Genomic DNA, 26,133 nt, shown 5'->3' with positions numbered 1-26,133 from the left:
CCAACGTCGTTAAATGATCGAACTCCATCCGTACCAACCCCGTATTGCCACCGGGGATGATAGTGCTGCCCGAGTGGTTTTCCGGGCAGTCAATTTTGTGGCAACTTGGTGAAGCTTGCTTACAATTCTCGCAAAACGTTACGCAATCCTCAGATGAACTGACCGCCCGTTTGTACGGTGCCCGCCACATCGCCGGGCAGAACGACGCCGCCACTCTGGATCACGGCATTGGCAGACACGGCATAGCGTTTTCCCGTGGCCGTCCCGACAAAGCTTTGCCCGGCCATCCGCGCCAGACTGACGTCACCACAAACCACGAAGGCATCGCCAAAAGCCGGTACCCCGTTCAACGTCACAGTCTGCGCATTGCCGTCAAAGCGCCCGCCGTCGGCAAGCCGCATGTGATAGGTGGCACCGTCATCGATCGAATACCCCCCCTCAAACCGCAGCACTCCGCCGTTGATGTCGATATGCCCACCCGCCGGACCAAACGAAACCTGATCAAGCGTCAGCGCCCCCTGCGCCGTGACGGTTACCGCCGCCGCAGTGGCGCTTGCATTTTGCAAGCGGAGGCCCCGCACGCTGACATCACCCGCGCCGATAATCAAAACCTCTTCCAGCGCCTCGACGGTGACCAGATCCGGGTCAGACACATTCCCTTGCAAAATCAACCGTCCGCCGCCGACAAGCGCCATCTTGAACGCAACAGCCACGGATGACGTATAAGTCCCGTCCGCCAGCTGGATCGTGATGTCATGGCCGCCGCTATCAATCCCCTCGACTGCTGCAACCGCCCTTGCCAGCGTGGCAAACGCACCCGTGCCGGTGGTCAGACCACCAGCGGTGTCATCCCCCAACACTTGATCCACGAAATAACTGCGCGGCGCGGTCAGCATCTCGCGCCATCCGGACACCCCAACGGTGACACGGCCCGATGCCGCATCAACCCGCAGCGCCTCTGTCCAGCTTGATCCATCTGCACTGACCTTGAGCGAAAAGTCGTCGGTCCCAGCCGTCCCCATCTCGGCGCGCCCGCCATAACCGGTTTGGAACAGCAGGCTTGCCGTGTCCCCCGCCGATGCCTTGTTGATCTTCAGCTGATGGCCCGCGCCTGCGTTGTTCAGCAGCACAGCATCCGAGGATACAACCAGCCGGTTATACCCGTCATAGCTGGCCCCGATCCCCACCCCCGGCAGATTGCTCAGCGACCGCGCAGCCCAGACCGTGCCATCAAAGACAACCTCGGCACCGCTATCCACCACCTGCGCAACCCACCCGGTCTTGGGTGCCGTGAACATCCAGGCCCCGCTTACGAAGGTTGCGATCCGGTGATCATGTCCGGCCCATGCAGCCTGCCCGTTTGCTGCGACAATGTACCTGTCCCCTTCGACCGCCGTGGCCGGAGGTGTGGCAAGAACGGCGGATTCCACGGCAAGCTGAACGATCACATCAAGCAGGCTAAGCGCCTCGTTATGGGTGACGTGTTTCTGCGCCTGTGACGGCTGGATATAGGGCATCGCAAGGATGGGCGAAGTATCAGTCATGAGCGGGCTCCGTGGCTTGGGCAGTTGCAAGTCCCGAAGCTGCGCCAAACCGGTTAATCACCTGTTAGGGCACCGCGCGCCAATCTGGCGTTTGCCTATCCCTTCAATCGGTGCTTTCCTGCGGCCAAACGGGGGGACACCATGACAGACGGGTTGAAAATCGAAACGACCGGCGGAATAACGACCATTGCGCTGAATGATCCAAAGACGCTGAACGCGCTGACGCCGCAGCTTGCGAAATCACTGGCCGCCACGCTGATGGAGGTTGAAAAAACCAGCCGTGTCATCATCCTGACCGGATCGGACCGCGCTTTTTGTTCTGGTGCGAACCTGCAAGGGCAAACCGATTCACAGCCCGGAGATATCGATGCGGGATCATCCCTTGATCTGGCCTACAACCCGTTAATGCTTACGATCCGAAATCTTGAGGTGCCCCTGATTACCGCAATCTCCGGCCCTGCGGCCGGGATCGGCGCTTCGATCGCGATGGCGGGTGACATTATCATTGCAGGCAAAAGCAGTTACTTTCTTGAAGCGTTTTGCCACATCGGTCTTGTTCCTGACGGAGGTGCAACCTGGATGCTGGTGCGCAATGTCGGGCGGGTACGCGCTGCGGAACTCGCGCTTTTGGGCGAAAAACTATCCGCGCAGCAGGCGCATGAATGGGGCATGGTCACCCGTGTGGTCGAAGATGACGCCGTGATGCCCACCGCGCAACAGTTCGCGGAACGGCTGGCCAACGGTCCTACCCATGCGCTTGGTCTGATGCGGAAACTTTTGTGGATTGCGGGCGACACCAGCTTTGACGACCAGCTCTCCGAAGAACGCGATGCCCAGGCTTCGGCGGGGAAACACCCCCATTTCGCCGAAGGCGTTGCTGCATTTCTGGAAAAACGCAAATCCAAATTCGAATAGGAGCATGCCCATGTCCGGTCCCCTTCACGGTTTGCGCATCATCGAATTCGCAGGCCTCGGCCCCGGCCCTTTTGCCTGCATGATGCTGGCCGATCACGGGGCCGAGGTGATCCGCATCGAACGTCCCGGCGGCACCCAAGGCGGTCCCGAAAGCGACACCGCCACCGATATCCTGCTGCGGTCGCGCAAACGCATCGCCATTGATATGAAATCCGCCAGCGGCAAGGCGGTTCTGCGCGATCTGGTCGCCACCGCCCATGGCCTTGTCGAAGGGTTCCGACCCGGTGTGATGGAACGGCTGGGGCTTGGTCCCGATGACATGCTGGCCCTGAACCCCAAGCTGGTTTACGGGCGCATGACCGGTTGGGGCCAGACCGGCCCTTATGCTCCGATGGCCGGGCATGACATCAACTACATCGCGCTGAGCGGTGCGCTGCATGCGTTTGGCCGCAAGGGCGAAAAACCGACCCCTCCGATCAACATGATGGGGGATTTCGGCGGTGGCGCGATGATGTTGGCCTTTGGTATGGTTTCAGCGCTTTTGCATGTCCAGCGCGGTGGCGACGGCACGGTGATCGACGCGGCGATGACAGACGGTAGCGCCCTGCTTATGTCTATGATCTACAGCTTTCACGGCCAGGGCTGGTGGCAGGACGAACGCGGGGTCAACATGCTGGACACGGGCGCGCATTTCTATGACGTCTATGAAACGCGCGACGGCAAGTTCATCTCTCTTGGCCCGATAGAGCCGCAATTTTACGCCAAGATGCTCGAGCTGACGGGCCTTGCGGATGATCCGGCCATGCAGCCGCAGAACCACAGCGCAAAGTGGGATGACATGCGCGACAGGTTGGCCCGTGTGATCGCCCTTAAGACCCGCGATGAATGGGATGCCGTGATGGTGGGAACTGACGCCTGCTATGCGCCGGTCCTGTCCCTGACCGATGCGCCCGAGCATCCGCACAACCGCGCCCGAGAGGCGTTCTTGACCGCAGGCGGCGTGAAACAACCTGCCCCCGCGCCGCGCTATTCAACGATTGCGACGACCCCGCCGGAAATGGCGGATGGGCAAACGCATACGCGCGAAATCCTCGCGCAGCTTGGCTATTCAGAGGCACAGATTCAGGATACGCTCGCCCAAGGCGGAGTTTCCTGAGCGGGATATCTTGGGGCGCAAGCACGGCCTCAATCTGCCGCAACGAACGCCTTGAAAGATTTACATCACTTTGCCACGATGTGGATGTACATCGTCTAACATTCGAGTCTTAATCGAACAAAGCGCCGGGCTATCACGGCCTTTGAAGCATATCAAAATGGGGATCAAGAATTTGGCACATCTGACAGGCCTTTTTGTGGTGATCCGGGTATGAGCCTGATGATTCCAGCTTGGGTCGGCGGGTCGTTGGTCCCCGTGGAAAAGCTGGAGGTCCATCAGCGCGGCCTGCGCCACAAGGCGATTTCGGTCTTTGTGATGCGCGGCAACGAAACCCTGATCCAGCGCCGCGCCCTGGGGAAATACCACACGCCCGGTCTATGGGCGAACGCGTGCTGCACCCATCCGTTTTGGGACGAACCCGCCTTGGCCTGTGCCCGGCGGCGTCTGGAAGAAGAACTGGGGATCACCGGCTTGCGGCTCGATCATCGGGATCAGGTCGAATACCGCGCCGATGTCGGCGGTGGACTGATCGAACATGAACTGGTCGAGATTTACACAGCCGAGGCGATTGCCTTTACCACTGTTGAAGCAAACCCTGCCGAAGTGATGGATACAGCTTGGGTTGATCTGAAAGAGCTTGCCCGCCAGACCCGCGACACGCCAGAGAATTTCACCCCTTGGCTGCGTATCTATCTGGCGGACCACATGAACAGCATCTTTGCCGCCTGATCACCTGTTCCTGACCAGCTTGCATCGCGCGTATCGAAACCCACGCAGGCGCGCTAAACTTCAATCTCGGCGGGGCGCAATGGCTTTTCGTGAGGGTTCAGCCGCGCAATGGTAAAGTTAAGCGCGGCCGCAATCGTGACCCAGATCATATAGGGCACAAAGGCAAGACCTGCCCAGAAATCCAGCTGGAAATGCGTCACAGTCGCCCCCAGCACCGCAAGCCACAAACACGCCATCACAGGCAAAGATCCCTTAAGCCTGCGCAATCCGAAAAAGACCGGCGTCCACAGGGCGTTGAATGCAATCTGCGCCGCCCAGAAGGCCATCGCATATTGGCTGCCCTCAAGTCCGGCCACCCGCGCGCCCGCAAAAGCGATCAACAGATAGATGCTGGTCCACATCACGGGGAACATCCAGTTGGGTGGTGTCCAGCCAGGCTTTTTCAGCCGTTCATACCACTTGCCCGTTGGAAACATGGCACCCGTGGCACCTGCGCCAAGACATGCGGCCAAAAATATCCCGAATAGCAAATAGTCCATGATCATCCGATCTTTCTGAGCTCAAGACAGCGTGTCGCACCTTTTGGCACGACAGTCGCAGCTTGAACCAAAATTGTGCTTTCTTCCAGTGACCGCGCACCGTCTGGACCGGATTGCGGGCCAGACAACGCCCGTAGCGCCGACCGTCAGAACAGATCAACGCTCCCGTTCAGCGCGCCTGCGCCAAGATCATCTTGGCCGCTTTTTCAGCAATCATGATGACGGGCGATGCTGTATTGCCCGAAACGATCTTGGGCATGATCGACGCGTCCACAACCCGCAACCCGTCCATCCCGTGCACACGCAACTGCGTATCCACGACGGCGCGGTCGTCACTCCCCATTTTGCAGGTGCCGACCGGATGGAAAATCGTCGTCGCGATATTGCCCGCCTCGCGCAGCAATTCCGCGTCCGATGCGATGTGTGCGCCCGGCAGCATCTCGGTCGGAGAATATCGCGCAAGCGCCTCGGCCGTCATCAATTGCCGCGCCTGTTTGATCGATTGCACGGCGACCATCCGGTCCCGTTCGGCGCTGAGGTAGTTCAGGCGAATGTCAGGCTGGCGGTTGATGTCGGTGCTGTCGATATGGGTCGCACCAACAGAATCCGGCCGCAGGTTGCACACCGACACGGTGATCGCGGGGAAAGGATGCAACGGGTCGCCCAGTTTGTCGGTCGACAGCGGCTGGATGTGATATTCCAGATCAGGTGTCTCAAGGCTGGGATCGCTTTTGGTGAACATGCCGAACTGGCTGGGGGCCATCGACAGCGGACCACTTTGGGTCATCGCATATTGCAGCCCGATCCGCGCCTTCCCCCACAGACTGTTGACGGTTTCGTTCAGCGTCTTTGCCCCTGTCACCTTGAACACCGTTCTGATTTGCAGATGGTCCTGAAGGTTTTCGCCGACCCCTTGCAGATCGTGCAGCGGCGTCACGCCCAGATCGCTCAACCGGTCCGGCTGGCCGATCCCCGACAGTTCCAACAGCTTCGGAGAGTTGATGGCCCCCGCCGCCAGGATCACCTCGGCCCGCGCGGTGGCGTGCACGATTTGACCTTTGTGTTCGAATTCAACGCCGGTGGCGCGCTTGCCGTCCAGTGTGATCCGATGGGTGTGCGCCTGCGTCATCACCTTGAGGTTCGGCCGCTTCATCGCCGGGCGCAAAAACGCCTTGGCGGTATTCCAACGCACCCCGTTCTTCTGGTTGACCTCGAAAAACCCGGACCCCTCGTTAGTACCTGTATTAAAGTCCGACGTAGGCTCTACGCCGAACTCTTTCGCACCTTCCTGCACGGCTTTCAGGATGTCCCAACGGAGACGTTGCGGCGACACTTTCCATTCGCCGCCCGACTGGTGCAGCGGCTTGGCTTCGTCGTGGTGGTCTTCGCTTTGCAGGAAATAGGGCAGCACGTCGTCCCAGCCCCAACCGGTATTGCCCATCTGTCGCCAGCCGTCGTAATCCGCCGCCTGCCCGCGCATGTAAATCATGCCGTTTACAGAACTACAGCCGCCCAGCAATTTGCCCCTAGGGTAACTTAATGATCGTCCGTTCAAACCCGGTTCTGCCGCGGTTTTCATCATCCAGTCGGTGCGCGGATTTCCGATGCAGTACAGATAGCCAATCGGTACATGCACCCAGTGGTAATTGTCGCTTTTCCCCGCCTCAAGCATCAGCACGCGTGTCTTGGGATTGGCGGATAGCCGATTGGCCAGCACGCAACCCGCCGTCCCGCCGCCTACGATGATATAGTCAAATTCCACTGCGTCTTCCCCCCGCTTTGCCGCATCTTACCGTGCGGCCTGCCATGGGCAACGGAATAAGTTTTATCTGGACCGTTAGCGCTGACTCCCCTAATCAAAACGGCAAGAACCCGGCGGGAGCGGAAATGATGATACTATGTTGCGGCGAAGCGTTGATCGACATGATCGAAACCGACGGGGCCTTCAGACCCTATGCAGGCGGGGCCGTGTTCAACACGGCGGTGTCCCTGGGGCGGCTTGAACGTGATGTGGGATTTTTGTCCGGTCTGTCGACCGACATGTTCGGAACATTGCTGCGCGATACGTTGCAGGCCAGCGCGGTCGATACGTCCACGGTGATCCTGTCAGGCCAACCGACGACCTTGGCCTTCGTACAGCTGAAAGACGGCCACGCGACCTATACGTTTTATGACGAAAATACCGCTGGCCGATCGCTGAATGCCACTGCGCTGCCGGTCATTCCCGCCGACGTATCGACGCTATATTTCGGAGGGATCAGCCTGATCGGCATGCCCGCAGCGGATTTCTACGCCGCCCTTGCCCTGCAAGAGGCGCGGGATCGTGTTATCGTGATCGATCCGAACATCCGGCCTCTGTTCATCGTGGACGAGGAAAGCTACCGTGCGCGTCTGACCCAGATGATTGCGGTCTGTGATATCCTGAAGGTTTCGGATGATGATCTGCATTGGATCACGCCCGGCGACGCGCCGATTGAAGAAAAAGCCCGTGCCCTGATGGCACTGGGACCCAAGCTGCTGGTCCTGACCAAGGGCAGTGCGGGGGCAACGGCCTATCTGGCCAACGGTGAAACCGTCGATGCCGCATCGCGCCGGGTCGATGTCGTCGATACCGTGGGGGCGGGTGACACGTTTAATGCGGGTGTCTTGGCGAAACTGTCGCAAATGGGCTGCCTGACCAAGGCCGGGATCGCGCAGCTAAGCGCCGATGACGCGCTGGCCGCCCTGCGTCTGGGGGCCGAGGTCGCATCGATCACCGTATCCCGCGCAGGCGCGAACCCTCCGATGTTGTCAGAGCTGTCACAAGGCGTCTGACTCGTCCTCCTCGGGGAGCGGTGTGAAAATCATGAAGGTGCCAGCATCGGTACGGCGCACGTGAATCTCGACCTCGCCCGTGTCGCCCAGTTCGGGCTGCGCAGGGCACAGGTCGGGCGTCGTGTGGCATGTGATGACATCGCGCCCCGTCAAATGCTTCATCCGAAACGGCAGTGCCTCGCGCGACTGGATTCCGGCGTCTTTGCCTGATGTGATCTTTGACGGATCACCGTAGACGAATACATCGCCGTCAAGCACCGACATCTCGTGGGCCAGCGCCTTTGTATCAGCGTGCCACGTGCGAAACTGGCCGTAGAACAGAAATATCTGAATGAAATAGACACCGATGATCAGCAAGGCGGCATTGCGGCCCAACCGGCCATGAAGCCCATCGGTAACGCTTAGCAATTGCACTGCACGCACAATCGTCAGCACGGCAAAGACCCAAGCAAAGATAAAGGCGCGCGGCGGCACAAGCACGCCGATCTTCAGCACTTGAACGACAACCAACGCGATGCCGACCGACAGACCGGCAAAAAGATACAGCGCCTCAAGAGGGGCCCTCCTGCGCAGCACGAAAAAGGCCGCGATCAGCATGACGGGCATTAGCCCGATCAACGGCGCAAAGCCAAAGCCATTGCGGTGGAACATGATCTTGAACGTTTCAAGCAGCTTTGGCAGGTTTTCCAACATGCCCGCCAGCCCCCCCGCCGCCGTGGGTTCGCGCCATTCGGCAACCGGAACGCCGAAGACGCCGTGGAACTGCCAGTTGATCGCGTAGACGGTCAGGACTGCAATAACAAAGCTGACACAGAACAGCGCCATCAACCCGGTCAGATCCCGCAGGGATCGTTCCTGGGTCTTGGCGATGCAAACGGCAAGCAAAAGCAACGGATAGGTCGTGTAAGCCATGAAACTGACGATCACGAAACCTGGCAGCAGGGCACGCAATGTCGCACTGGACACACGACAGGCCAAAAACGCGAACAGCGCCACAACTGCCAGACCGGGAATCAACGTATTGAACCAAAGCGAGATCAGCATCGCTGACGGCGACACCATCATCATCAACGCCAGCACCAAGGTAAACCAGGTCGCACCTTTCGGCCCGCTGGCAACCACGGCAAGCGAGGCCACAAAAACGGCCCAAAGCCCCTGATAGACAGCAAAGTTCAACGACGCAGGGGTCAAAACCTCGCGCAGATGCCAGATGTAGTTCAGCCAGCGGCCTTCATGCAGGGTCTTGTTCCAGAAAGCGGCAGCATCGCCGAAGAACGCCGGATAGTCATCGTGGCGGATCATCGGATCCATCAGATTAAGCGCCGACATCACTAATGCAGCAGCCAGAACCACCGTGAGGGTCGGGCCAAGCGTCAGGCGATGCGCCTTTTCAGCCGTACCGTCATGCATCGCCACTGCTGCCGTCATGCCTGTACGCGGCCAACTGTTTTGGCGCGGCGGGCGCGGATGGCCAGTACCATGGCACGCGCCTGCGCAATGAACGTCACGACACTGCGCGGCAGTTTGCTGACCACAGCCAGGCGCATGCGCCAGGCAAGGTTACCGGCATTCTTGACAGGCTTGCCAACGGGAATTTCAGTTGCCAGAATCTCTGGCGGCAGATCCTTGCGACCTGCGGCATTGACGTAAAGGATCGCGTTATAGCGGTACCAAGGGGCGATATCCTTGTTGTCTTTCAAATCCGGACGTACGCAATCAAAGGCGGTGTAGCCGCGTGCGGCGAACAAGTCTTGCCAGAAGGAAAGCGGCTGTTCGTTAACGTGGAATTCCCCACCCTGGCCCGTGACCGCGGCAGAGAACAGCACGCGGTCCGACGCGTTGGTCAGGCTGTCGACAAGCGTTTCCGATGCTTCGGTCGGAAGGTGTTCGCCCACCTCAAGGCTTTGGGCCAGATCAAAGCGGCGACCGGTTTCGACCGGGGCCGTCAGATCAGCCGCCAGAAAATCCGTGGCGGCGACCGCCAATTGATCACGGCTGACATAATCCCCATCGACCGCCAGCACGTCATGCGCGCCTGCACGCTGCCATTCATCCAGCCAAACGCCACGGCCACTGCCCAGATCAATCACGCTCCGAGGCTGCAATTTCGGGAACAGCAAGGCGATCAGCGGCTTGGCCGAAGCCCGCGCGCTTTGGTTGATGTAGTCAAAGAAGGTGTCGTTATAAATATGGCTCATGTTCTGATTTCCGTTTTAGAAATAGGGGATGCAAAGACCCACAAGGTCATGAAGATGTAATTCTGGACCGGCAGCACGACCATGACGATGGCTGCAGCGGCCCAGGCGGACAGACCCGACATCATGGCGATGGGTCCGGTAATAACCGCAGAGTTGGCAAAGCCCAGCCCCACCATCACGCAAAACCGGCTGATCTGGCTACGATCCTTGAGAGGCTGGCCAAAGGTAAACGCCGCCTGGCCCGCATATTGCAGCAAAACGGCCAGCAAGAAGGCGATGCCATTGGCTGAAACCTGCGCCACCCCCATCGCGAGGAACATCAGGTACAGCAGGACATAGGCCAAGGCCGTCCCACCGCCGACAATCGCAAAGCGGACAAGTTTATGACGCAGCAGGCCCATGTTACGCACGCAGCCGTTGGGTGACAGGCGCGACATCGCGCACCTCTTCACTGACAAAATACAGCGGACGGTTCTTGGCCTCGACATAGAGGCGGCCGATATATTCGCCCATGATCCCGAGGGTCAGCAGTTGCGCGCCCGAGAAAAAGCTGACCGCCAGCACGACCGATGCCCAACCGGGGGCGGTCTGGTACACGACCAGTGAATAGATCACATAGACAGCCATCAGCGCCGCCATCAGCAGGCTGACAAAGGCCAGACGCGTGGCGAGTCTTAGTGGCTTGGTGGAGAACGCGGTCATCGCATCGATGGCAAATCGCATCATGGCGCGGAATGGGTATTTGGTTTCGCCCAATTCGCGCGGGGCGCGGATATATTCGATACCGACCTGCTTGAAGCCAGCCCATGCAAACATACCGCGAATAAAGCGCGCCTTTTCAGGCATCGCCAGTACAGCATCCAGAGACCGACGGTTCACCAGACGGAAATCGCCCGTGTCACGAGGGATCGGCACATCGGACATCGCATTCAGGAAACGGTAGAACAGATGCGCGGTTGCCTTCTTGAACATCGTCTCGCCACGACGTTCGCTGCGGCGGCCATAAACCACGTCAAATCCGCGATCCATCATGAACATCATATCCGTCAGCAATTCTGGCGGGTCCTGCAAATCGGCATCCAGCATAAAGATGCGGTCGCCCTGCGCGGCCTCAAGCCCGGCGGTCAGGGCGATCTGATGTCCCCGGTTTGCCGACAGCTTCAGGCCGACCAACTGGGGGCAGACCTTCTTGGCCGCTTCGATTGCTTTCCACGTTGAATCTGTCGACCCGTCATCAACCAGGATGATCTCGGCCTGATCCTTCCAGGGGCCGATCGTTTTTGACAAACGCTCAACCAACCCCGGAATCGAGGCTTCTTCGTTCATGCAAGGGATCACCACTGAAAGATACATTCCGACACTCCGTCCAGATTGATGCTTATCCAAGTGATAATTAGGGGATGTGGCCGAAATGGGGCACGGATTAGGTTAAACTGCGCATATGATTGTTTTTTAAATGAGAACAATCAGAACAATATTTGAAGCGAACTGAACGCAAAAAGGCCGGACATAATGCCCGGCCTTCATGCAGTATTTCGAACCTATCAGTTACCTGACAATGTATTCCCTGCGGACAGAACCTGCGGAACAATCTGCGAGACTGACCGGCTCCACTTGGTAACAGGCTGCTGCGCGATAAAGATGATATCGTCGGGGCGCAGCTCAAACCGTGTGGCCAATGCCAGGTTCGCAGCATTGCGCGTATCCAGATGCCACGCAGTCACGGCACCGAATTCACGAGGGTCGGAAGAGGCCCGCAATACATAAATCTGCGAGATGTCACCAGTTGACGACGCAACCCCACCTGAATCGTACAGTGCATCAGCAAGGTTCGCCTTGCGTTCAAACGGCAGGGCAAAACGCGCCTGCGTGCCGACTTCACCGGCGAGGTAGACATAGTCGCGGTTATCAGCGCCCAAATCGACGCGGGTCTGATAGTTCGCGCGCGCTTCATCCAGGTTAGAGCGGCGCAACGTAACCTCAAGCTGCAGTTCGGAAAGCGCGGCTTGACGGGCAACCTGACGGGCCTGGATCAATGTGATCTGCTGCGTGAAATATTCCTGTGCGCGGGAAAGTTCATATTCCGTATCGACAAAAATCGCATCCCCCGGCAGCAAGCGTGTCCGGGTCAGGCTTGCCCGCGAATACAGTTCGGACAGCGGGATCTGATACAGGGTACCATCGCGGTACAAACGGATCGATGCGTAATCCTGGTCTTCGACGGTGATGCCACCAGCAGCGGCAAGCGCTTCTTCAAGGTAAAGTGGCGTCAGCGTCACGGGCACAACGGCGGGCTGGCCGACGGCACCACCGATGGAAACCTTGCGGGAATTGAATTCCGAAATCTCAAGGCTGAAGGTGGGATCGATCTGGTTCTCAACCAACCGCTGGAAAAGCGCGGCTTCGGCGTCTTCGATTGTCAGGCCTGCGATCCGAACGCGGCCGACATCGGGAATGTTGATCGAACCGTCGTCCTGGACGGTGTAGCCTTGGCGCGAATTTTGCGCGGCCAGCAAACCGGAAAGCTGCTCGACCGAAGTCGCAGCGCGTGGTGTGGCCAGCAAGACCACGTCACCGACGCCAATCTGGTACGGGCCGGGGTCGGCACGGGGCGGCAAGCGCAGTTCAAGCGCCTGCGGGCGGACTTCATCCTGGAAGGTCGGTGACGGCAAAGCGCCGACGCCACCCCGCACACCGGATCCAGATCCAGCGGTCTGCGAGAAATAGGCCGGAAGCGACCGCGGCGCGATCGTGGATCTGTTGGCTTGGATGACAGATTCCGCCGTCAATTCGAGAACACGCACATTGGTGCCGCCCGCAACGCCTTCGACGACGTCAGATGTCCGGTACACGGTACCACAACCCGCAACGCTCAGGCCCAAGATGGCCACCAAGAGGTATCGCACGATAGTCACTCCACTTCACTCTTCTGCCAGTACAACCTTGGTCGAAGGAGTTGGCTTTCTCGGTTCTCTGGAGGCCGATTGGGTCTTGATATACCCTACATCGTCCCCAGCCCATTGGCGCGCTTGAACGATCGCGCCACTATTTTTACTGACCCAATACGTATTTTGGAACGACTGGTCCAGACTCTTGCAGTCTTCTGTCATTATACGCGTTGGAACATTGCCAATTTCAAGCGGAATGACGCTTGAACCTTTCGCTTCGACGAGACACCGGAAGGTGGTTGTCTTGATTTCGTCGTTGCCTGTCAGATTGCTGTGCAGGCGGTCCGAATATCCCGTCTGGCCGGACAGGATCAACCGCATCGGTTCGGAAAGTTCTGCGGCAAACAGTTCCGACCCAAGGCCGCGTGTGCCCTGCATCATCCCTTTTTCAAGCATCACGGCCGACAAATCCGAGCTGAGCCAGGTTTCAACGCCGTTTATCCGGCTTTCCAACAGCAGCCGGCCCGCCTGCGCGCGGCTTTCCACGGTCAGGATCATCGCCGGCACGGATTGGTCGGCGACAAGGGCCGCAAATCGAGGCGGAAACTGACCGCCAGATGCGGGCACCATGGAGGATTCGTTAAACACGATGCTGATGCCACGGTTCAGCAGGGTTTGCCCCGGTGCGCAAGCTGACAAGGCAAGAAGGCCAAGGCCAAGGGCTACTGTACGTAGGATCATCGCAGATATCTCCCCCAGCCATCACGCATGTCTTTGCCGCGATACTCTCTGACAGCACCGTGCAGGCGGTTTGCCACCGCAAGCCTTGCGCCACCGTCCCGTACGATGGGTCGGATTGTCTGCGAAAGAACTCTGCGAGAAGGTCGTCCGGTGAACCACGACAGCGGCACTTCAACTTTCAGACCTTTGTCAAAAGACCCTTCGCCAAAGTCATCAAACGGCACATCGGTAAGGGTAAAGAAACCGCCGACTTTGAAACCGTTGTTGAATTCGCGGTCGATTGACACCGTCGCGCCGTAATCTCCGGCAAGGTAGCGACCAACATCAAGCTGACCGAAGAACCCGTTGCCAAAGTCGTAATAGGCCGAGGCATGGCCGGTCACGACGTCGTAATCCTGAAACCCGAAAAGCATGTCAAAGTCGCGTTGTTTGACATAGTTGATCTCTCCACCCAAGGCCAAACGGCTTGCAACGGGATACCACAGAACCTCGGCGGACACGCCACCAAAGTTACTTTCCAGATAACCGGCTGAAACGCGGCCGAACAGATCCTTGCCCGGACGGAAGATATACTCGGCCGACAAGGTGTTGATTTCCAGATCGGATTCCTCGGCGTATCTGACGGCGTTTGTTCTGACAGGTTCGATCTTGGAATCTGACACCCGGTCTGAATCCGCAATGTTCCCGATCAGTGGATAACGCAGTTGACCCGAAAACGTCAGACCAGGTGCAGGGCGATACGCCATGTACAACTGCGCGCCCAAATCGGCACGGATGGGACTGTCGGGGTCAAAGAACGACGTCGCGAGATACGGCCCGACAGATGCGTCAAATACGGGGAAGATCTCTTCAAGTTCGCCGACACGTCCCTGATCATGGGCATCTTCAATCTTGGTGCGGGCGAGGGTACGCCATGCGCCGTCATAGTCGAACTGCAGTTCTTCAAGATCGGACCGCATCGTCACGACACGACTGATGGGAACACCACGCCGTTGAAAGACAACCGTCAGCTTTTCGATCTGTGGCGGCAAGGTTGCGGCCATCACCCGTGCAGCGCGTCCGGCGGCTTGGGCCTCTACGTCAAAACGGTTGTTTTCCACACGCACTGTTGCCTGCCGGTCACCCAAGGTAAAACCCTGCAGCGCCATACCTTCATCAGCAAGATGGGCTTTGATCACACGCTGGACCGCGTCTGGACCGCCGCCCTTGGCTGAGTTATTCCAGTCAGCAATCGCCAGCTTGTTGCGGGCTCCGACAGACCTTGGTGCGCCTTCAAGCCCACCCGGAAAACGACGTTCGGCGGGGTTGAACACATAGCTCAGCTGCGCGCCGATTTCATTTCCGCCGACGACATAGCCCTTGAGGTTCACGCCGTTCTTGAAGCGGTATTCCAGACCAAAGTTCAGGGGCGTCGAGATGTCGATACCGGTGTTTGCGGACTCTCTGGTGTAAAGGTCAGGCGAATACTCTGCAAACAAAGTGGTCTGATCGCTGACCTCCCACTTGACACCCGCAAATAGGGATGCTTCGCCTCGGAACCACTTTCCTGTCTCAAGTTGGCCGCCAAGCCCCGTTGTCCCAACGTCGCGCGTGTCAAATCTGTCCGACAAGATACCAAGCGGGTTCGAGAATGATCCGCGCCCCGCAAGACGCCCCCAGCCAAGGCCGCCTGTCACTTCGATCTTGGACCCGAAGCTTTTGGTCGCGACGAAATATTCACTGCTGTAAAGGCCGGTACCCAGAAAGTCGCGCATGCCAACGGCAAAGGCTGGCCGATAGCCTGACTCATCTGAAATCTGATAGTGCAGGTCAAAGCTGCGGTCATAGAGGTTGCCGTTGTTCGGGCCACCAGCGCTTAGTTCAGAAACGATCGAATATCGAAACGTTCCGTAGACGCGCGGAAACACCTGAAAAACAGACGTGTAGCGGTACGAAGGCCCGGCAACGCTCGCGGTTAGGCCGAATTCACCATCGTTCAGGACTTCGGCCGTGGGCATCTCGATCAGACCCGGCGTGCCATATGTCGACAAGGATTGCGCGGAGACCTGCGATTCACTCAACGCGCCAACCCCTGCAACGGCCAGAACGGATGCTATCTTTAGTGTGCGCCCTTGCATTTGCGGACCTTTTTATTATTTGTGCTCAATGCGGGGACAATACAGATTTCCCCGAAAGACTTAACTTTGCAATAGGTCTTTGGTCATATTTACAAGATTGTTGCGCCAGTTTTGCAACACAGGAACGATAGGCGGTTTAATGTTAGGCAAGTGGTGGAAGCGCCCGAAGGTCGTACCTGAAGTGCAGTTTGGCCCTCTGGAACCAGAGGGAAACGTGATCGCCATCGGGGATATTCACGGGCGCTTTGATCTTTTGAACAAATTCGCGGCGACGACGACGGCAGCGCAGATCATTTGCCTTGGCGACATGATTGATCGCGGCGAACAAAGCGCGGATGTCTTGCGGACCCTTCACGAGCTTCCTGACGTGATCAGCCTGATGGGCAATCACGAGGACATGATGTTGCAGTTCATCGTTAACCCTGTCGAAAAGGGCGAAAGATGGCTGCGCCACGGGGGGCTTCAGACACTGGCAAGCTTCGGGGTCTCAGGCGTTTCGCAAACGTCTACAGGTGGCGAACTTGAGCGTGCCCGGGACAAGCTTTTCGCGGCAATGGGTGAGGATCTGATCGATTGGGTCGCAAATCTTCCCAAGTACTGGACGTCGGGCAACGTGGCATTTGTCCATGCCGGAGCGGACCCGTTGATTGCCATCGAAGAGCAAGAAAATCGCACACTTTTGTGGGGTCACAAGGATTTTGGGCGGGTGCCCCGTGCGGATGGCATGTGGGTGGTCCATGGCCATACGATCGTCGATACACCGGTCATCAGGCGGGGCGTCGTATCCATTGATACCGGTGCATATGCGACCGGCAACCTGACTGCCGCGACCATCCTGAAAGGCGACGTGAGCTTCACGTATGCGTGAAGCCCGAATGCCCTATCTTTAACGTAAATTTAGCGTCCGAGCCGCTTTAATCACACCACGGGAATTTGTGGTTTTGGGTTAAAAAGGTCTTCGGATGGTGTTTCTGGACTATTCGGCAAAAAGAATAGAACCCCCGCGCGTCATCCGGGCGCGTGGTCTGTATCTTCGTGGGGGGAAAAGGCTGCTCGATCTCGCGATCTGCTTTGCTCTGCTGCCAATCGTCGTTCCTGTGATCTTTATCCTGTGGCTGCTGGCGGCGGCGACCGGGCATACCGGGTTTTTCGCCCATCTGCGCGTTGGGAAAAACGGGAAGGTATTTCGCTGCTGGAAAATTCGGACAATGGTCGCAGATGCCGATGGCGCGCTGAACCGCTTGTTTCACGTTCGACCAGAGGCAAAAGTCGAATGGTCAAAAAGTCGAAAACTTGAAAATGACCCGCGAATTATACCGCTTGGCCATATTCTACGGCGCAGCAGTCTGGATGAGCTGCCGCAAATCTGGAACGTTATCAAAGGTGACATGTCACTGGTAGGCCCAAGACCAGTGACACGAGTAGAGTTGCGACGTTACGGCAGCGATCTTCACCATTATCTGGCGACGCGACCCGGGGTGACGGGCCTGTGGCAAATCACGGATCGCCAAAGCGGGTGTTATGTCCGGCGTGTCGTATTGGACAAACACTATGTTCAGACGATCACGTTCGCGGGTGACCTAGGCATTTTGATAGGGACGCTGCCTGCCTTGTTTCGGCTAACGGGACGATGATCCGTTTACGCAGGCTTAGACCAAGCCCTTGATCCCCGTCGCGGTTGTTCCAGTGGCAAGCACTTTACTTACCCTGAAGGGATAAAGAACACCCGCAGTTAGACCGGCCAAATCAAGTGTGGTCCCATTCTTGAGAACAACAGCAACATCGCCTGCACCGGACACCATGAAGGCACGCGTAACTTGCGCCAGATCATTGGAATCGTCAGGCGTTATATCAAAGCCACCACAAATCGGGCCTGTTAGCCCAACGCTATAATCGTGGAAGTTGTCAAAAACTGGCATGTCATTCTCCGTTGTAGGGACAATGAACAATCCTTCACGAATGTTTATCAACGGCTAACGGTACGGTCGATGCTCTTGATTAACCGGTCGTTCAGGCCCCGCCACGACCCGCGACAATCTTAAGCGTACGCCACAGGATCCAGGTATCAAGGCGGAAGCTTTGGCGGCTTATGTAGTCCAGGTCTGCTGCGACCTTCAAACGCGTCGCATCAATCCCTTGAACATACCCGACCTCTGTCTGAGCCAAACCGCTGATGCCTGGCAATGCAGCATGACGTTCACGGTAGCCCGGAACTGTTTCGATGTAGGTTTCCGCATGCTCATAGCAGTCAGGACGCGGACCAATCAAACTCATCTCGCCACGCAGGACGTTGAGGATTTGTGGAATCTCGTCAAGACGGCTCTTGCGCAAGAACCCACCCAAAGGTGTAATCCTGTTCACTTCCAATGGGTCATCTGCACCTCTGGTGACCTCGGCCACGCAGGTCATGGTACGAAACTTGATCGCCATGAATGGCTTGCAATCACGGCCCATCCGCTTTTGTACGTAAAACATCGGGCCGCGGTTCAGGAACGGATTGGCAACGGCCAACAGAAAGCAGCCCGTCAGGAACACCGGTAGAAGCATTACCGAGATCACTACGTCGAACGCCTTCTTGGCAATTGCGTAGCCGAACGTATCTGAAGCAGTTTTTGTCTTGTCTCGATCGCTTACATCCCGAGCCGAAGATGCAGTTGCAGACGAATTAATCGCGAATGAAGCTGCCTTATCTACTTTCACAAACAGTCTCCCACAGAGAATTCCAAAATTCTTAAAAAAACCTTAATGGTATAATTCTCTCTAGTTAACAGTTCGGTAATAGCCACGCAACACGAGTGACCGTAATTTCAGCTTATCTTGCGCCGTTCCGCCTATTTAATAGGCTAGCCAGTTGACCAAGATCAAAAGCAACCGCCTAAAAAGCCGCTAACTACCATAGTTTCCGTCGAATCTATTGGTTCGCAAAACTGGTTTAGTGATAGCGACCTGAGTCATAATAAAGAGTTAATACTTTAACTCAGGATTGCCAGATACGAATCCATGCAACCATAGCGATTAATCGCCAACTTTTAGGCCGAATCAATCCCGCATAAAGAAGCGCTTTACGTCAAAACGAAAGCGCTTCTTAGGTGCATCATGAACAGATCGAGACTTAAACCATCTGCCCATGGCAGTGCTTGAACTTTTTGCCCGACCCACAAGGACACTCATCATTCCTTGAAGGGTTGCCCCAGGTGCTCGGGTCGTTCTCGTCAAACCCCTCGGCGCTTGCTTCGGGCTCGACAGCAGCAGCGTTTTGCGCAGACGCTTGCGCCGCTTGCATCTGCGCCACCATCTGGCGTTGCTCTTCTTCTGTCATCGGGCGGATTTGGCATAACTTCTGCGTCACATCTGTCCGCAAGCTGTCGAGCATCGTTTCAAACAGCTGAAATGATTCATTCTTGTATTCGTTCAAAGGATCACGCTGGGCATAGCCCCGGAACCCGACAACCGACCGCAAATGTTCCAGCGTCAGCAAATGTTCCCGCCACTTGCCGTCAATCGCCTGGAGAAGAACCTGCTTTTCGATGTTGCGCATGTTTTCAGGACCGAATTGCTCGGCCTTCTGCGCCATTGCCGCCTCTGACGCCTCAATCAGGCGCTCACGGATCACTTCGTCATCCACGCCCTCTTCGTCGCACCATGCAGCGACAGGCGCATCAAGGTTCAACTGAGCCAGCACGGCGGCCTGAAAACCGGGACCGTCCCATTGGTCCGAATAGGTTTTCGGCGGCATATATTCGTCGATCAGATCATCAATGACCTGTTCGCGCATGTCCGACGTAATCTCGGACAGATCAGCGGATTCCATGATGTCGCGACGCTGGCGGAAAACCACCTTGCGCTGGTCGTTCATCACGTCATCGAACTTGAGCAATTGCTTGCGGATGTCAAAGTTGCGACCTTCAACCTTGGCCTGCGCCCGCTCAAGCGACTTGTTCACCCATGGGTGAATGATCGCTTCGCCTTCTTTCAGACCGAGCGTCGTCAGCACTTTTTCCAACCGCTCCGACCCGAAAATCCGCATCAGATCGTCTTCCAGCGACAGATAGAATGACGATCGCCCCGGGTCACCCTGACGACCCGAACGCCCCCGCAACTGGTTGTCGATCCGGCGGCTCTCGTGGCGCTCGGAGGCCAGAACGTACAAGCCGCCTGCCTCAATCACTTTCGCTTTTTCGTCGGCATGCTCTGCTTCGATCTTGGTGCGGATCGCAACGGGATCCGCATCGGGATCTGCATCAAGCGCCTCAAGCACTTTCAGTTCGACGTTGCCGCCCAGCTGAATGTCGGTACCGCGGCCCGCCATGTTCGTGGCGATCGTCACGGCCCCAAGCTTGCCTGCATCAGCGACGATCTGCGCTTCCTGCTCGTGCTGGCGGGCATTCAGGACGTTATGCGTGATCCCGGCTTCGGTCAGCATCTTGCTGAGCATCTCTGACTTCTCGATCGACGTGGTGCCGACCAGCGCGGGCTGCCCTTTGGCATTCGCCTCTTTCACCTTTTCGATCATCGCCTGATATTTCTCAAGCGCAGAGCGGTACACCTGATCGTCTTCATCCACCCGCGCCACCGGCACATTGGTTGGAACGACGATCACGCCAAGGCCGTAAATCTCCATGAATTCTTCGGCTTCGGTCTCGGCAGTCCCGGTCATACCGGCCAGCTTGTCATAAAGCCGGAAGTAGTTCTGGAACGTAACCGAGGCGAGCGTGGTGTTCTCGGGCTTGATGTCGACATTTTCTTTGGCTTCAATCGCCTGGTGCAGACCGTCGGACATGCGCCGACCAGCCATCATGCGGCCTGTGAATTCGTCGATCAGCATGACCTCGCCATCGCGCACAATGTAGTCCTTGTCGCGCTGGAACAGCTTATGCGCCCGCAAACCCTGGTTTACGTGGTGCACAAGCGTCGTGCTTTCGGGGTCATACATGGTCTGACCTTCCTCAAGCAGACCACGGGCGTGCAGATCAATCTCGAGGAATTCATTGCCCTCGTCGGTCAGCGTGACGTTGCGGGTTTTTTCGTCCATCTCGTAATGGTCGTCCTGCAACAGCGGGATCACCTCGTCGATGATCTTGTACATGTCGGACCGGTCCTGCGACGGACCAGAGATGATCAGCGGCGTGCGTGCTTCGTCGATCAGAATACTGTCAACTTCGTCCACGATCGCAAAGTTATGCTGCTTTTGGAAAATCTGGCTAAGCTCGGATTTCATGTTGTCGCGCAGATAATCGAAACCCAGCTCGTTGTTGGTGGCGTAGGTCACATCGCACTCATAGGCGGCGCGCTTTGCTTCTTCGGTCATACCAGACACAGCGGCACCGGTGGTCAGCCCCAATGAGGCAAAGACCTTGCCCATCCAGTCAGCATCGCGTTGCACAAGATATTCGTTCACGGTGACGATATGTACGCCCTTGCCCGTCAGCGCATTGAGATAAGCGGCAAGCGTCGCGGTAAGCGTTTTGCCTTCACCTGTCTTTTGTTCAGAGATATTGCCCTGATGCAGGAAGATCGCCGACATCAACTGCGTATCAAAGGCGCGCAGACCCAAGGTCCGGCGTGCGCCCTCGCGACAGTTGGCAAAGGCTTCCGGCAACAGGTTGTCCAGACTTTCACCGTTCAGCGCGCGTTGGCGCAGCTCTTCCGTTTTTTGAATAAGACCTTCGTCCGTCAAGGCACGAAATTCGTCTTCCAGCGCGTTGATCTTTTCAACCAGCGGGCGCGTCGCCTTGATTTTACGGTCATTGGGTGTACCAAAGACTTTTTTGGCGAGTGTTCCGAAGCCCAGCATGCAATCTCCTGCCGAAGTTATGATCTGAGGCGCGATCTGCTTGCCGAGCCGCCGGACAGCCCCTAGATACAAGACTGAACCCGCGCCAAGCCCGCGCCCATAGGGCGATGTAAGGGCCGCACCAAACCGTGTCAATGTAGCAGCCCCTCGCGGCAGCCCAACCTAGGACAGATAAATGCAAAAATCCCTCACTTTCTTGGCACCTTTCGTGGTTGCCGCCTCACTTTCCTTGCCGGCCATGGCCCAGGAAGAGGTCAAGGCGGACACAGTCGTCGCCACCGTGAACGGCACAGAAATCACCGTAGGCCACATGATCATTGCCCGCGCGACACTGCCCGAGCAATATCAGCAACTGCCACCCGAAGTTCTCTTCAAGGGCATTCTGGATCAGCTGGTCCAGCAAACCGCGCTTGAGCAGTCATTTGAAGGCGACGTCCCTGCCCGCGTGGCCTTGTCCCTTGAAAACGAGCGCCGCCAGTTGATCGCCGGCGAAGTAATTGAAAAGGCAATGGCCGCCGATATTTCGGCCGAAGATCTCGCTGCCGCCTATGAGGAAGAATACGGCTCCGCCGAACCGACCGAAGAATTTAACGCGTCGCACATCTTGGTTGAGACCGAAGAAGACGCGCTGGCCGTAAAGGCAGAAATCGACGGTGGCGCAGATTTTGCGGAAACCGCCAAGGAAAAATCGACAGGCCCGTCCGGCCCAAGCGGTGGATCACTGGGCTGGTTCGGTCCCGGCATGATGGTTCCCGCCTTCGAAACCGCCGTTCAGGATCTTGAGGTCGGTGCCGTTTCCATGCCCGTGGAGACGCAATTCGGCTGGCATATCATCAAGTTGGAAGACAAGCGTCTGAAAGACGCACCGGCACTGGAATCCGTCAAGGAAGAGCTTGAGCTTCAGCTGCGCCAGGTCAAAGCGCAGGAGAAGATCACCGAAATGACCGATGCTGCCGACGTGGACCGTTCAGCTGCCGATGCGATTGATCCATCGGTTTTGACCAACCTCGGTTTGCTGGAGTAACCAATGGGCAAAGCTCTCGCCGTATCTCCGCTTGCGCCAGCGCAATTTCCGGATCTTCCGGTCATTGATGGCGTCCGTTTCGCCACCATCGCGGCGGGTGTGAAGTATCAGGGCCGCACTGACGTCATGCTGGCCGAACTGGCACCCGGATCGACCATCGCCGGTGCCTTTACCCGATCTGCCACCCGCGCGGCCCCCGTGCTGGATTGTCAGGCCAAGATTGGCGGCACCTCTGATGCTGGTGCGGCTATCCTGGTAAACTCGGGCAACGCCAATGCCTTTACCGGCAAGGGTGGCGTTGCGGCGGTCGAGGCGATCACCGCTGCGGTTGCCGACGTCTGCGGTGTGCCGCAGTCACGGGTGTTTACATCATCAACCGGTGTGATCGGCGAACCCCTGCCCCACGACCGCATTACGGCTGTCCTGTCTGACCTGCGTGGCAAGCTGACCGTCAGCGGGATCAGCGATGCTGCCAAAGCGATCATGACAACCGACACCTTCCCCAAAGGGGCCAAGGCAGAGGTCACGATTGATGGCAAAAAAGTCTCTATTGCAGGGATCGCCAAGGGTTCTGGCATGATCGCGCCGGATATGGCCACGATGCTGGTCTATATCTTTACCGATGCTGTGGTCAGTCAGCCTGCCTTGCAGGCCATGCTGTCCAAGCACACCGACAGCACCTTCAACTGCATCACCGTCGACAGCGATACGTCGACGTCTGACAGCCTGATCATGGCGGCCACCGGCGCGTCGAGCGTGGATGCCAGCGAAAGCAACGCGTTTTCCGACGCCCTGCACGCTGTCATGCTCGATCTCGCGCATCAAGTTGTGCAAGACGGCGAAGGTGCGACGAAATTCGTCGAGATCGCCGTAACAGGTGCCGCAACCGATGCCGATGCCAAGACTCACGCCATGGCGATTGCAAATTCTCCGTTGATTAAGACTGCTATCGCGGGGGAAGATCCCAACTGGGGCCGTGTTGTCATGGCGATTGGCAAATCAGGCGCGGCGGCAGATCGTGACCGCCTTTCGATCCGTTTCGGTGATGTCGAAGTCGCCAAGGACGGATGGCGCAGCCCCTCTTATTCGGAAACTGCTGCTGCCGCCCACATGAAGGGCCAGAACATCGTGATCGGTGTCGATCTGGGGCTGGGTAACGGCAAAGCGACGGTTTGGGCCTGCGATCTGACCCACGGCTATATCGAAATCAACGCAGATTATCGGTCATGAAGATGGTCTTGGTCTCGGCAGTGGCCTTGATCGACGTGGACGGGCGCGTGCTGCTGGCGCAGCGCCCGTCCGGCAAGTCCATGGCCGGGCTGTGGGAATTTCCCGGCGGCAAGGTCGAACACGGCGAAACGCCCGAAGCAGCGCTGATCCGCGAATTGCAAGAAGAACTGGGGATCGACACTTGGGCGTCCTGCCTCGCGCCGCTGACCTTTGCCAGCCACGCATATGACGACTTTCACCTGCTGATGCCGCTGTTTGCCTGCCGTAAATGGGGCGGCACGCCGCAAGCCAAGGAAGGCCAGACGCTGAAATGGGTTCGCCCCAACGCGTTGAAAGACTATCCCATGCCAGCCGCAGATATCCCGTTGATTCCAATCCTAAGAGATTGGCTGTAGCGCGGGGTATATTGTTGCGTTTACTCGTTACTTTTTAACGCTTTCTTATCTTTGCTGCTAGACAGTCTTCTTTTACAACCTATACTGGTCTAACTAATCAGATTCTGGGGGGAATTCGAGTGCTTCGTACCATTACAGTTGGGACAACCGTGTCAGTTCAGGGCATCTTTCTGCGTGAATTGCCGAACGGAAACATTTCGGTTCAGGTTGACGATGCCGTGTATACTGGCAAACCAATCACCCGCAAAAACAAAGCATAAACAGCAGATTTTTTGAACTTTTCTATGTCCCGGGGCGTTTGTCATCGGTGATATAGGTAGTACTAAAATGAAGCCCGGACGTGTTGTTGTTATTCTGAACAAGGGTTCTGGTCGCAAAGACGGCCAGGACAGAAAATCCAAAATTACAGATCGCTTTGATTTTCACGGGATCGCGGTTGAATTCGTTGAATTCGAACCCGGTAATGACCTCGAGAAAATTGCATCCGACGCAGCATCTGCAGCACCTGATGCGACGATCATTGCCTCTGGGGGCGATGGTACGATCTGCGGTGTGGCGGCAGGCCTCATGCATTCTGACAATCAGATGGGCATTATCCCCGCGGGAACATTCAATTATTTCGCCAGATCCCTGAACCTTCCAGAAACCGTAGAGGAGGCAGTGGACATCATCGCAGCAGGAGAGATCCGGCAAACAAATATCTCGGTCATCAACGACAAGGTGTTTTTGAACAACGCCAGCATAGGGGCCTATCCCGCTATCTTGCAAACCCGCGAAGGGATTTATGAACGATGGGGCCGCAGCCGGTTTGCCGCCTATTGGTCAGTGGTCAAGGCACTGGCAACTCTTCGCGCCCCGCTCAAACTAACTGTAAATGTGAACGGAAAGTCATTCAAACACCGCACGCCGCTTGTCTTCGCCATCAGCAACGCCTTTCAACTGAACCAGATGGGGCTTAGCGGTGAAGAATGTATTGCTGAAGGGGGCATGGTTCTGCTGGTCGCGCCTGATACAAACCGGTGGGGATTGTTGAAGCATGCAGCATCACTGGCGTTGGGTGTCGCGAAGAAAGAAACTGATTATGAAATGCATTGCGGCACGGAAATCGACATCGAAATGGCGCGCCGAAGCCGCCCCGTTGCCCGCGATGGTGAATTGGCTAAGATGAAAGGCCCCTTCAAGTTGAGGATGAGACGCGAAGCGCTGAATTTGGTCGTCCCCGCCGATTTGGAGAATTCGGTCAGATGAGCACATTGATCCACCTGTCCGACCTTCATTTTGGGAAAGACCGCCCCGACCTGCTTGAACCCCTGGTCGAGCGGGTCAACGTGCTGGCACCCGACCTTGTCGTGATTTCCGGCGATCTGACGCAGCGTGCTCGGGAGGAGCAGTTCAAGGAAGCCCGTGATTTCATCAAGAAGATCAATGCCCGCGTCCTTTCCGTGCCTGGGAACCATGATGTATCCCTGCATCGTCCATTCCGGCGGTTCTTTTGGCCGTGGCGGTCCTACAAGAAATATATAGATCAAGATCTGACCCCCAGATTCGAGAACGACGAGATGATTGTCGTCGGTATAAACTCGGTGGATCGGTTTTCTTGGCAAACGGGTCGGCTGACGGCCGAACGGATCAACCACGCCTGCGATGCGATGGATCATGCACCAGATGGCAAAACGCGGATTCTCGTTGTGCATCATCCGCTTGAGCATCCAGCCGAGACTGAAAAAAAACCAATTCCCGGCGCAGAGGAAGCCTTGGAACGGTTGCTGTCCTGTGGGGCAAACCTGATTCTATCGGGCCATCTGCACACGTGGCATGCTGGCAATTTCACCGTTAAATCGGGCAAGACGACAGCGGTTCAACTGCACGCCGGAACCAGTCTTTCATCACGCGTCCGCGGCGAAGCAAACGACTTCAATGTCATTGATATTCTGGACGGCCGGATCGGAATCGAACGGCTCAGCTTTAACGAAGAGACACAGCAGTTTGAAACGACAGAAGCCCGGCAATTCAACCGGGCTTCTGATACGATTTTCGAATAGTTCCAGA

Annotated in this window: 24 protein-coding genes; 11 read left to right on the top strand and 13 right to left on the bottom strand. The window is 57.1% G+C overall.

Annotated features, from left to right (window positions below; translation table 11 throughout):
* Positions 1-149: 149 nt before the first annotated feature.
* Complete coding sequence (locus tag RGAI101_RS12740) at positions 150-1,544, bottom strand: DUF2793 domain-containing protein (protein ID WP_008229298.1); 1,395 nt, start codon at positions 1,542-1,544, stop codon at positions 150-152.
* A 141-nt stretch (positions 1,545-1,685) separates the two neighbouring features.
* Between RGAI101_RS12740 and RGAI101_RS12735 the strand changes: the two genes are divergently transcribed.
* From RGAI101_RS12735 to idi, 3 genes are all read left to right on the top strand, one after another.
* Complete coding sequence (locus RGAI101_RS12735) at positions 1,686-2,459, top strand: enoyl-CoA hydratase-related protein (RefSeq protein ID WP_008226723.1); 774 nt, start codon at positions 1,686-1,688, stop codon at positions 2,457-2,459.
* Between the two features lie 10 nt (positions 2,460-2,469).
* Entirely contained in the window at positions 2,470-3,615 is a 1,146-nt protein-coding gene (locus RGAI101_RS12730; protein WP_037229534.1) for a CaiB/BaiF CoA transferase family protein, read from the top strand.
* 210 nt (positions 3,616-3,825) lie between these two features.
* Positions 3,826-4,344 carry an isopentenyl-diphosphate Delta-isomerase gene (idi, locus tag RGAI101_RS12725; protein ID WP_008225795.1) on the top strand — a complete coding sequence of 173 codons (519 nt, stop codon included), beginning with the start codon at positions 3,826-3,828 and terminating at the stop codon, positions 4,342-4,344.
* Positions 4,345-4,397: 53 nt separating this feature from the next.
* Here idi and tspO read toward each other — a convergent pair whose 3' ends face one another.
* Positions 4,398-4,883 carry a tryptophan-rich sensory protein TspO gene (gene tspO, locus RGAI101_RS12720; RefSeq protein ID WP_037229531.1) on the bottom strand — a complete coding sequence of 162 codons (486 nt, stop codon included), beginning with the start codon at positions 4,881-4,883 and terminating at the stop codon, positions 4,398-4,400.
* 169 nt (positions 4,884-5,052) lie between these two features.
* On the bottom strand, positions 5,053-6,645 hold the full coding sequence (locus tag RGAI101_RS12715; protein WP_008229077.1) for a GMC family oxidoreductase: 1,593 nt from the start codon (positions 6,643-6,645) through the stop codon (positions 5,053-5,055).
* 128 nt (positions 6,646-6,773) lie between these two features.
* Between RGAI101_RS12715 and RGAI101_RS12710 the strand changes: the two genes are divergently transcribed.
* Positions 6,774-7,697: a carbohydrate kinase family protein gene (locus RGAI101_RS12710; protein ID WP_037229528.1), complete on the top strand. Its 924-nt coding sequence runs from the start codon at positions 6,774-6,776 to the stop codon at positions 7,695-7,697.
* Here RGAI101_RS12710 and RGAI101_RS12705 read toward each other — a convergent pair.
* From RGAI101_RS12705 to RGAI101_RS12675, 7 genes are all read right to left on the bottom strand, one after another.
* Complete coding sequence (locus RGAI101_RS12705; protein ID WP_008227284.1) at positions 7,683-9,125, bottom strand: hypothetical protein; 1,443 nt, start codon at positions 9,123-9,125, stop codon at positions 7,683-7,685. The two genes, RGAI101_RS12710 and RGAI101_RS12705, sit on opposite strands and share 15 nt — an antisense overlap.
* Positions 9,122-9,895, bottom strand: coding sequence for a class I SAM-dependent methyltransferase (locus tag RGAI101_RS12700; protein ID WP_008225248.1), 774 nt, complete (start codon positions 9,893-9,895; stop codon positions 9,122-9,124). The genes RGAI101_RS12705 and RGAI101_RS12700 overlap by 4 nt, the downstream gene beginning before the upstream one ends.
* Entirely contained in the window at positions 9,892-10,332 is a 441-nt protein-coding gene (locus RGAI101_RS12695) for a GtrA family protein (RefSeq protein ID WP_254655276.1), read from the bottom strand. Before RGAI101_RS12695 ends, RGAI101_RS12700 begins: the two co-directional genes overlap by 4 nt.
* Positions 10,298-11,248, bottom strand: a complete 951-nt coding sequence (locus tag RGAI101_RS12690) for a glycosyltransferase family 2 protein (protein ID WP_008225179.1) — start codon at positions 11,246-11,248, stop codon at positions 10,298-10,300. Before RGAI101_RS12690 ends, RGAI101_RS12695 begins: the two co-directional genes overlap by 35 nt.
* 191 nt (positions 11,249-11,439) lie before the next feature.
* A complete protein-coding gene (locus RGAI101_RS12685) occupies positions 11,440-12,801 on the bottom strand; it encodes a polysaccharide biosynthesis/export family protein (RefSeq protein ID WP_198133697.1) in 1,362 nt (453 codons plus the stop codon).
* A 15-nt stretch (positions 12,802-12,816) separates the two neighbouring features.
* A complete protein-coding gene (locus tag RGAI101_RS12680) occupies positions 12,817-13,524 on the bottom strand; it encodes a YjbF family lipoprotein (RefSeq protein WP_008227371.1) in 708 nt (235 codons plus the stop codon).
* Complete coding sequence (locus RGAI101_RS12675; protein ID WP_008229326.1) at positions 13,521-15,641, bottom strand: YjbH domain-containing protein; 2,121 nt, start codon at positions 15,639-15,641, stop codon at positions 13,521-13,523. Before RGAI101_RS12675 ends, RGAI101_RS12680 begins: the two co-directional genes overlap by 4 nt.
* A 139-nt stretch (positions 15,642-15,780) precedes the next feature.
* On the opposite strand from RGAI101_RS12675, the gene RGAI101_RS12670 reads away from it, so the two are divergent.
* Together RGAI101_RS12670 and RGAI101_RS12665 are read left to right on the top strand one after the other, a co-directional pair.
* Positions 15,781-16,509, top strand: a complete 729-nt coding sequence (locus RGAI101_RS12670; protein WP_008226305.1) for a metallophosphoesterase — start codon at positions 15,781-15,783, stop codon at positions 16,507-16,509.
* A gap of 94 nt (positions 16,510-16,603) precedes the next feature.
* Complete coding sequence (locus tag RGAI101_RS12665; RefSeq protein WP_008226542.1) at positions 16,604-17,275, top strand: sugar transferase; 672 nt, start codon at positions 16,604-16,606, stop codon at positions 17,273-17,275.
* A 15-nt stretch (positions 17,276-17,290) separates the two neighbouring features.
* Here the strand turns inward: RGAI101_RS12665 and RGAI101_RS12660 are convergent, their stop codons facing one another.
* From RGAI101_RS12660 to secA, 3 genes are all read right to left on the bottom strand, one after another.
* Entirely contained in the window at positions 17,291-17,560 is a 270-nt protein-coding gene (locus RGAI101_RS12660) for a spike base protein, RCAP_Rcc01079 family (RefSeq protein WP_008225186.1), read from the bottom strand.
* Between the two features lie 91 nt (positions 17,561-17,651).
* On the bottom strand, positions 17,652-18,341 hold the full coding sequence (locus tag RGAI101_RS12655; RefSeq protein ID WP_254655274.1) for a sugar transferase: 690 nt from the start codon (positions 18,339-18,341) through the stop codon (positions 17,652-17,654).
* A 412-nt stretch (positions 18,342-18,753) separates the two neighbouring features.
* Positions 18,754-21,435, bottom strand: a complete 2,682-nt coding sequence (secA, locus tag RGAI101_RS12650; protein ID WP_037228183.1) for a preprotein translocase subunit SecA — start codon at positions 21,433-21,435, stop codon at positions 18,754-18,756.
* A gap of 175 nt (positions 21,436-21,610) precedes the next feature.
* Here secA and RGAI101_RS12645 point away from each other — a divergent pair, with 175 nt between their 5' ends.
* From RGAI101_RS12645 to RGAI101_RS12625, 5 genes are all read left to right on the top strand, one after another.
* Entirely contained in the window at positions 21,611-22,459 is an 849-nt protein-coding gene (locus RGAI101_RS12645) for a peptidylprolyl isomerase (protein WP_008225255.1), read from the top strand.
* 3 nt (positions 22,460-22,462) lie between these two features.
* Entirely contained in the window at positions 22,463-23,689 is a 1,227-nt protein-coding gene (argJ, locus tag RGAI101_RS12640) for a bifunctional glutamate N-acetyltransferase/amino-acid acetyltransferase ArgJ (RefSeq protein ID WP_008226983.1), read from the top strand.
* Positions 23,686-24,084 carry a (deoxy)nucleoside triphosphate pyrophosphohydrolase gene (locus RGAI101_RS12635; RefSeq protein WP_008228063.1) on the top strand — a complete coding sequence of 133 codons (399 nt, stop codon included), beginning with the start codon at positions 23,686-23,688 and terminating at the stop codon, positions 24,082-24,084. The genes argJ and RGAI101_RS12635 overlap by 4 nt, the downstream gene beginning before the upstream one ends.
* A gap of 327 nt (positions 24,085-24,411) precedes the next feature.
* Complete coding sequence (locus RGAI101_RS12630) at positions 24,412-25,332, top strand: diacylglycerol/lipid kinase family protein (protein WP_008227605.1); 921 nt, start codon at positions 24,412-24,414, stop codon at positions 25,330-25,332.
* Positions 25,329-26,126: a metallophosphoesterase family protein gene (locus tag RGAI101_RS12625; RefSeq protein WP_008225065.1), complete on the top strand. Its 798-nt coding sequence runs from the start codon at positions 25,329-25,331 to the stop codon at positions 26,124-26,126. Before RGAI101_RS12630 ends, RGAI101_RS12625 begins: the two co-directional genes overlap by 4 nt.
* Positions 26,127-26,133 lie beyond the last annotated feature (7 nt).

Origin of the sequence: Roseobacter sp. GAI101, assembly GCF_000156335.1 — a bacterium.
Lineage (GTDB): Bacteria > Pseudomonadota > Alphaproteobacteria > Rhodobacterales > Rhodobacteraceae > Sulfitobacter.
Note: the sequence above shows the minus strand (reverse complement) of the source record. Positions and strands in the feature narration are given on the sequence as shown.

What these genes read in the sequence shown, in the direction of transcription:
- RGAI101_RS12645 (WP_008225255.1), top strand. Translation starts at nt 21,611, where the DNA reads ATGCAAAAATCCCTCACTTTCTTGGCACCTTTCGTGGTTGCCGCCTCA.
- RGAI101_RS12695 (WP_254655276.1), bottom strand. Translation starts at nt 10,332, where the DNA reads ATGTCGCGCCTGTCACCCAACGGCTGCGTGCGTAACATGGGCCTGCTG.
- secA (WP_037228183.1), bottom strand. Translation starts at nt 21,435, where the DNA reads ATGCTGGGCTTCGGAACACTCGCCAAAAAAGTCTTTGGTACACCCAAT.
- RGAI101_RS12730 (WP_037229534.1), top strand. Translation starts at nt 2,470, where the DNA reads ATGTCCGGTCCCCTTCACGGTTTGCGCATCATCGAATTCGCAGGCCTC.
- RGAI101_RS12735 (WP_008226723.1), top strand. Translation starts at nt 1,686, where the DNA reads ATGACAGACGGGTTGAAAATCGAAACGACCGGCGGAATAACGACCATT.
- RGAI101_RS12630 (WP_008227605.1), top strand. Translation starts at nt 24,412, where the DNA reads ATGAAGCCCGGACGTGTTGTTGTTATTCTGAACAAGGGTTCTGGTCGC.
- RGAI101_RS12740 (WP_008229298.1), bottom strand. Translation starts at nt 1,544, where the DNA reads ATGACTGATACTTCGCCCATCCTTGCGATGCCCTATATCCAGCCGTCA.
- idi (WP_008225795.1), top strand. Translation starts at nt 3,826, where the DNA reads ATGAGCCTGATGATTCCAGCTTGGGTCGGCGGGTCGTTGGTCCCCGTG.
- RGAI101_RS12660 (WP_008225186.1), bottom strand. Translation starts at nt 17,560, where the DNA reads ATGCCAGTTTTTGACAACTTCCACGATTATAGCGTTGGGCTAACAGGC.
- RGAI101_RS12635 (WP_008228063.1), top strand. Translation starts at nt 23,686, where the DNA reads ATGAAGATGGTCTTGGTCTCGGCAGTGGCCTTGATCGACGTGGACGGG.
- tspO (WP_037229531.1), bottom strand. Translation starts at nt 4,883, where the DNA reads ATGGACTATTTGCTATTCGGGATATTTTTGGCCGCATGTCTTGGCGCA.
- RGAI101_RS12700 (WP_008225248.1), bottom strand. Translation starts at nt 9,895, where the DNA reads ATGAGCCATATTTATAACGACACCTTCTTTGACTACATCAACCAAAGC.
- RGAI101_RS12675 (WP_008229326.1), bottom strand. Translation starts at nt 15,641, where the DNA reads ATGCAAGGGCGCACACTAAAGATAGCATCCGTTCTGGCCGTTGCAGGG.
- RGAI101_RS12705 (WP_008227284.1), bottom strand. Translation starts at nt 9,125, where the DNA reads ATGACGGCAGCAGTGGCGATGCATGACGGTACGGCTGAAAAGGCGCAT.
- RGAI101_RS12680 (WP_008227371.1), bottom strand. Translation starts at nt 13,524, where the DNA reads ATGATCCTACGTACAGTAGCCCTTGGCCTTGGCCTTCTTGCCTTGTCA.
- RGAI101_RS12665 (WP_008226542.1), top strand. Translation starts at nt 16,604, where the DNA reads ATGGTGTTTCTGGACTATTCGGCAAAAAGAATAGAACCCCCGCGCGTC.
- RGAI101_RS12670 (WP_008226305.1), top strand. Translation starts at nt 15,781, where the DNA reads ATGTTAGGCAAGTGGTGGAAGCGCCCGAAGGTCGTACCTGAAGTGCAG.
- argJ (WP_008226983.1), top strand. Translation starts at nt 22,463, where the DNA reads ATGGGCAAAGCTCTCGCCGTATCTCCGCTTGCGCCAGCGCAATTTCCG.
- RGAI101_RS12690 (WP_008225179.1), bottom strand. Translation starts at nt 11,248, where the DNA reads ATGTATCTTTCAGTGGTGATCCCTTGCATGAACGAAGAAGCCTCGATT.
- RGAI101_RS12625 (WP_008225065.1), top strand. Translation starts at nt 25,329, where the DNA reads ATGAGCACATTGATCCACCTGTCCGACCTTCATTTTGGGAAAGACCGC.
- RGAI101_RS12710 (WP_037229528.1), top strand. Translation starts at nt 6,774, where the DNA reads ATGATACTATGTTGCGGCGAAGCGTTGATCGACATGATCGAAACCGAC.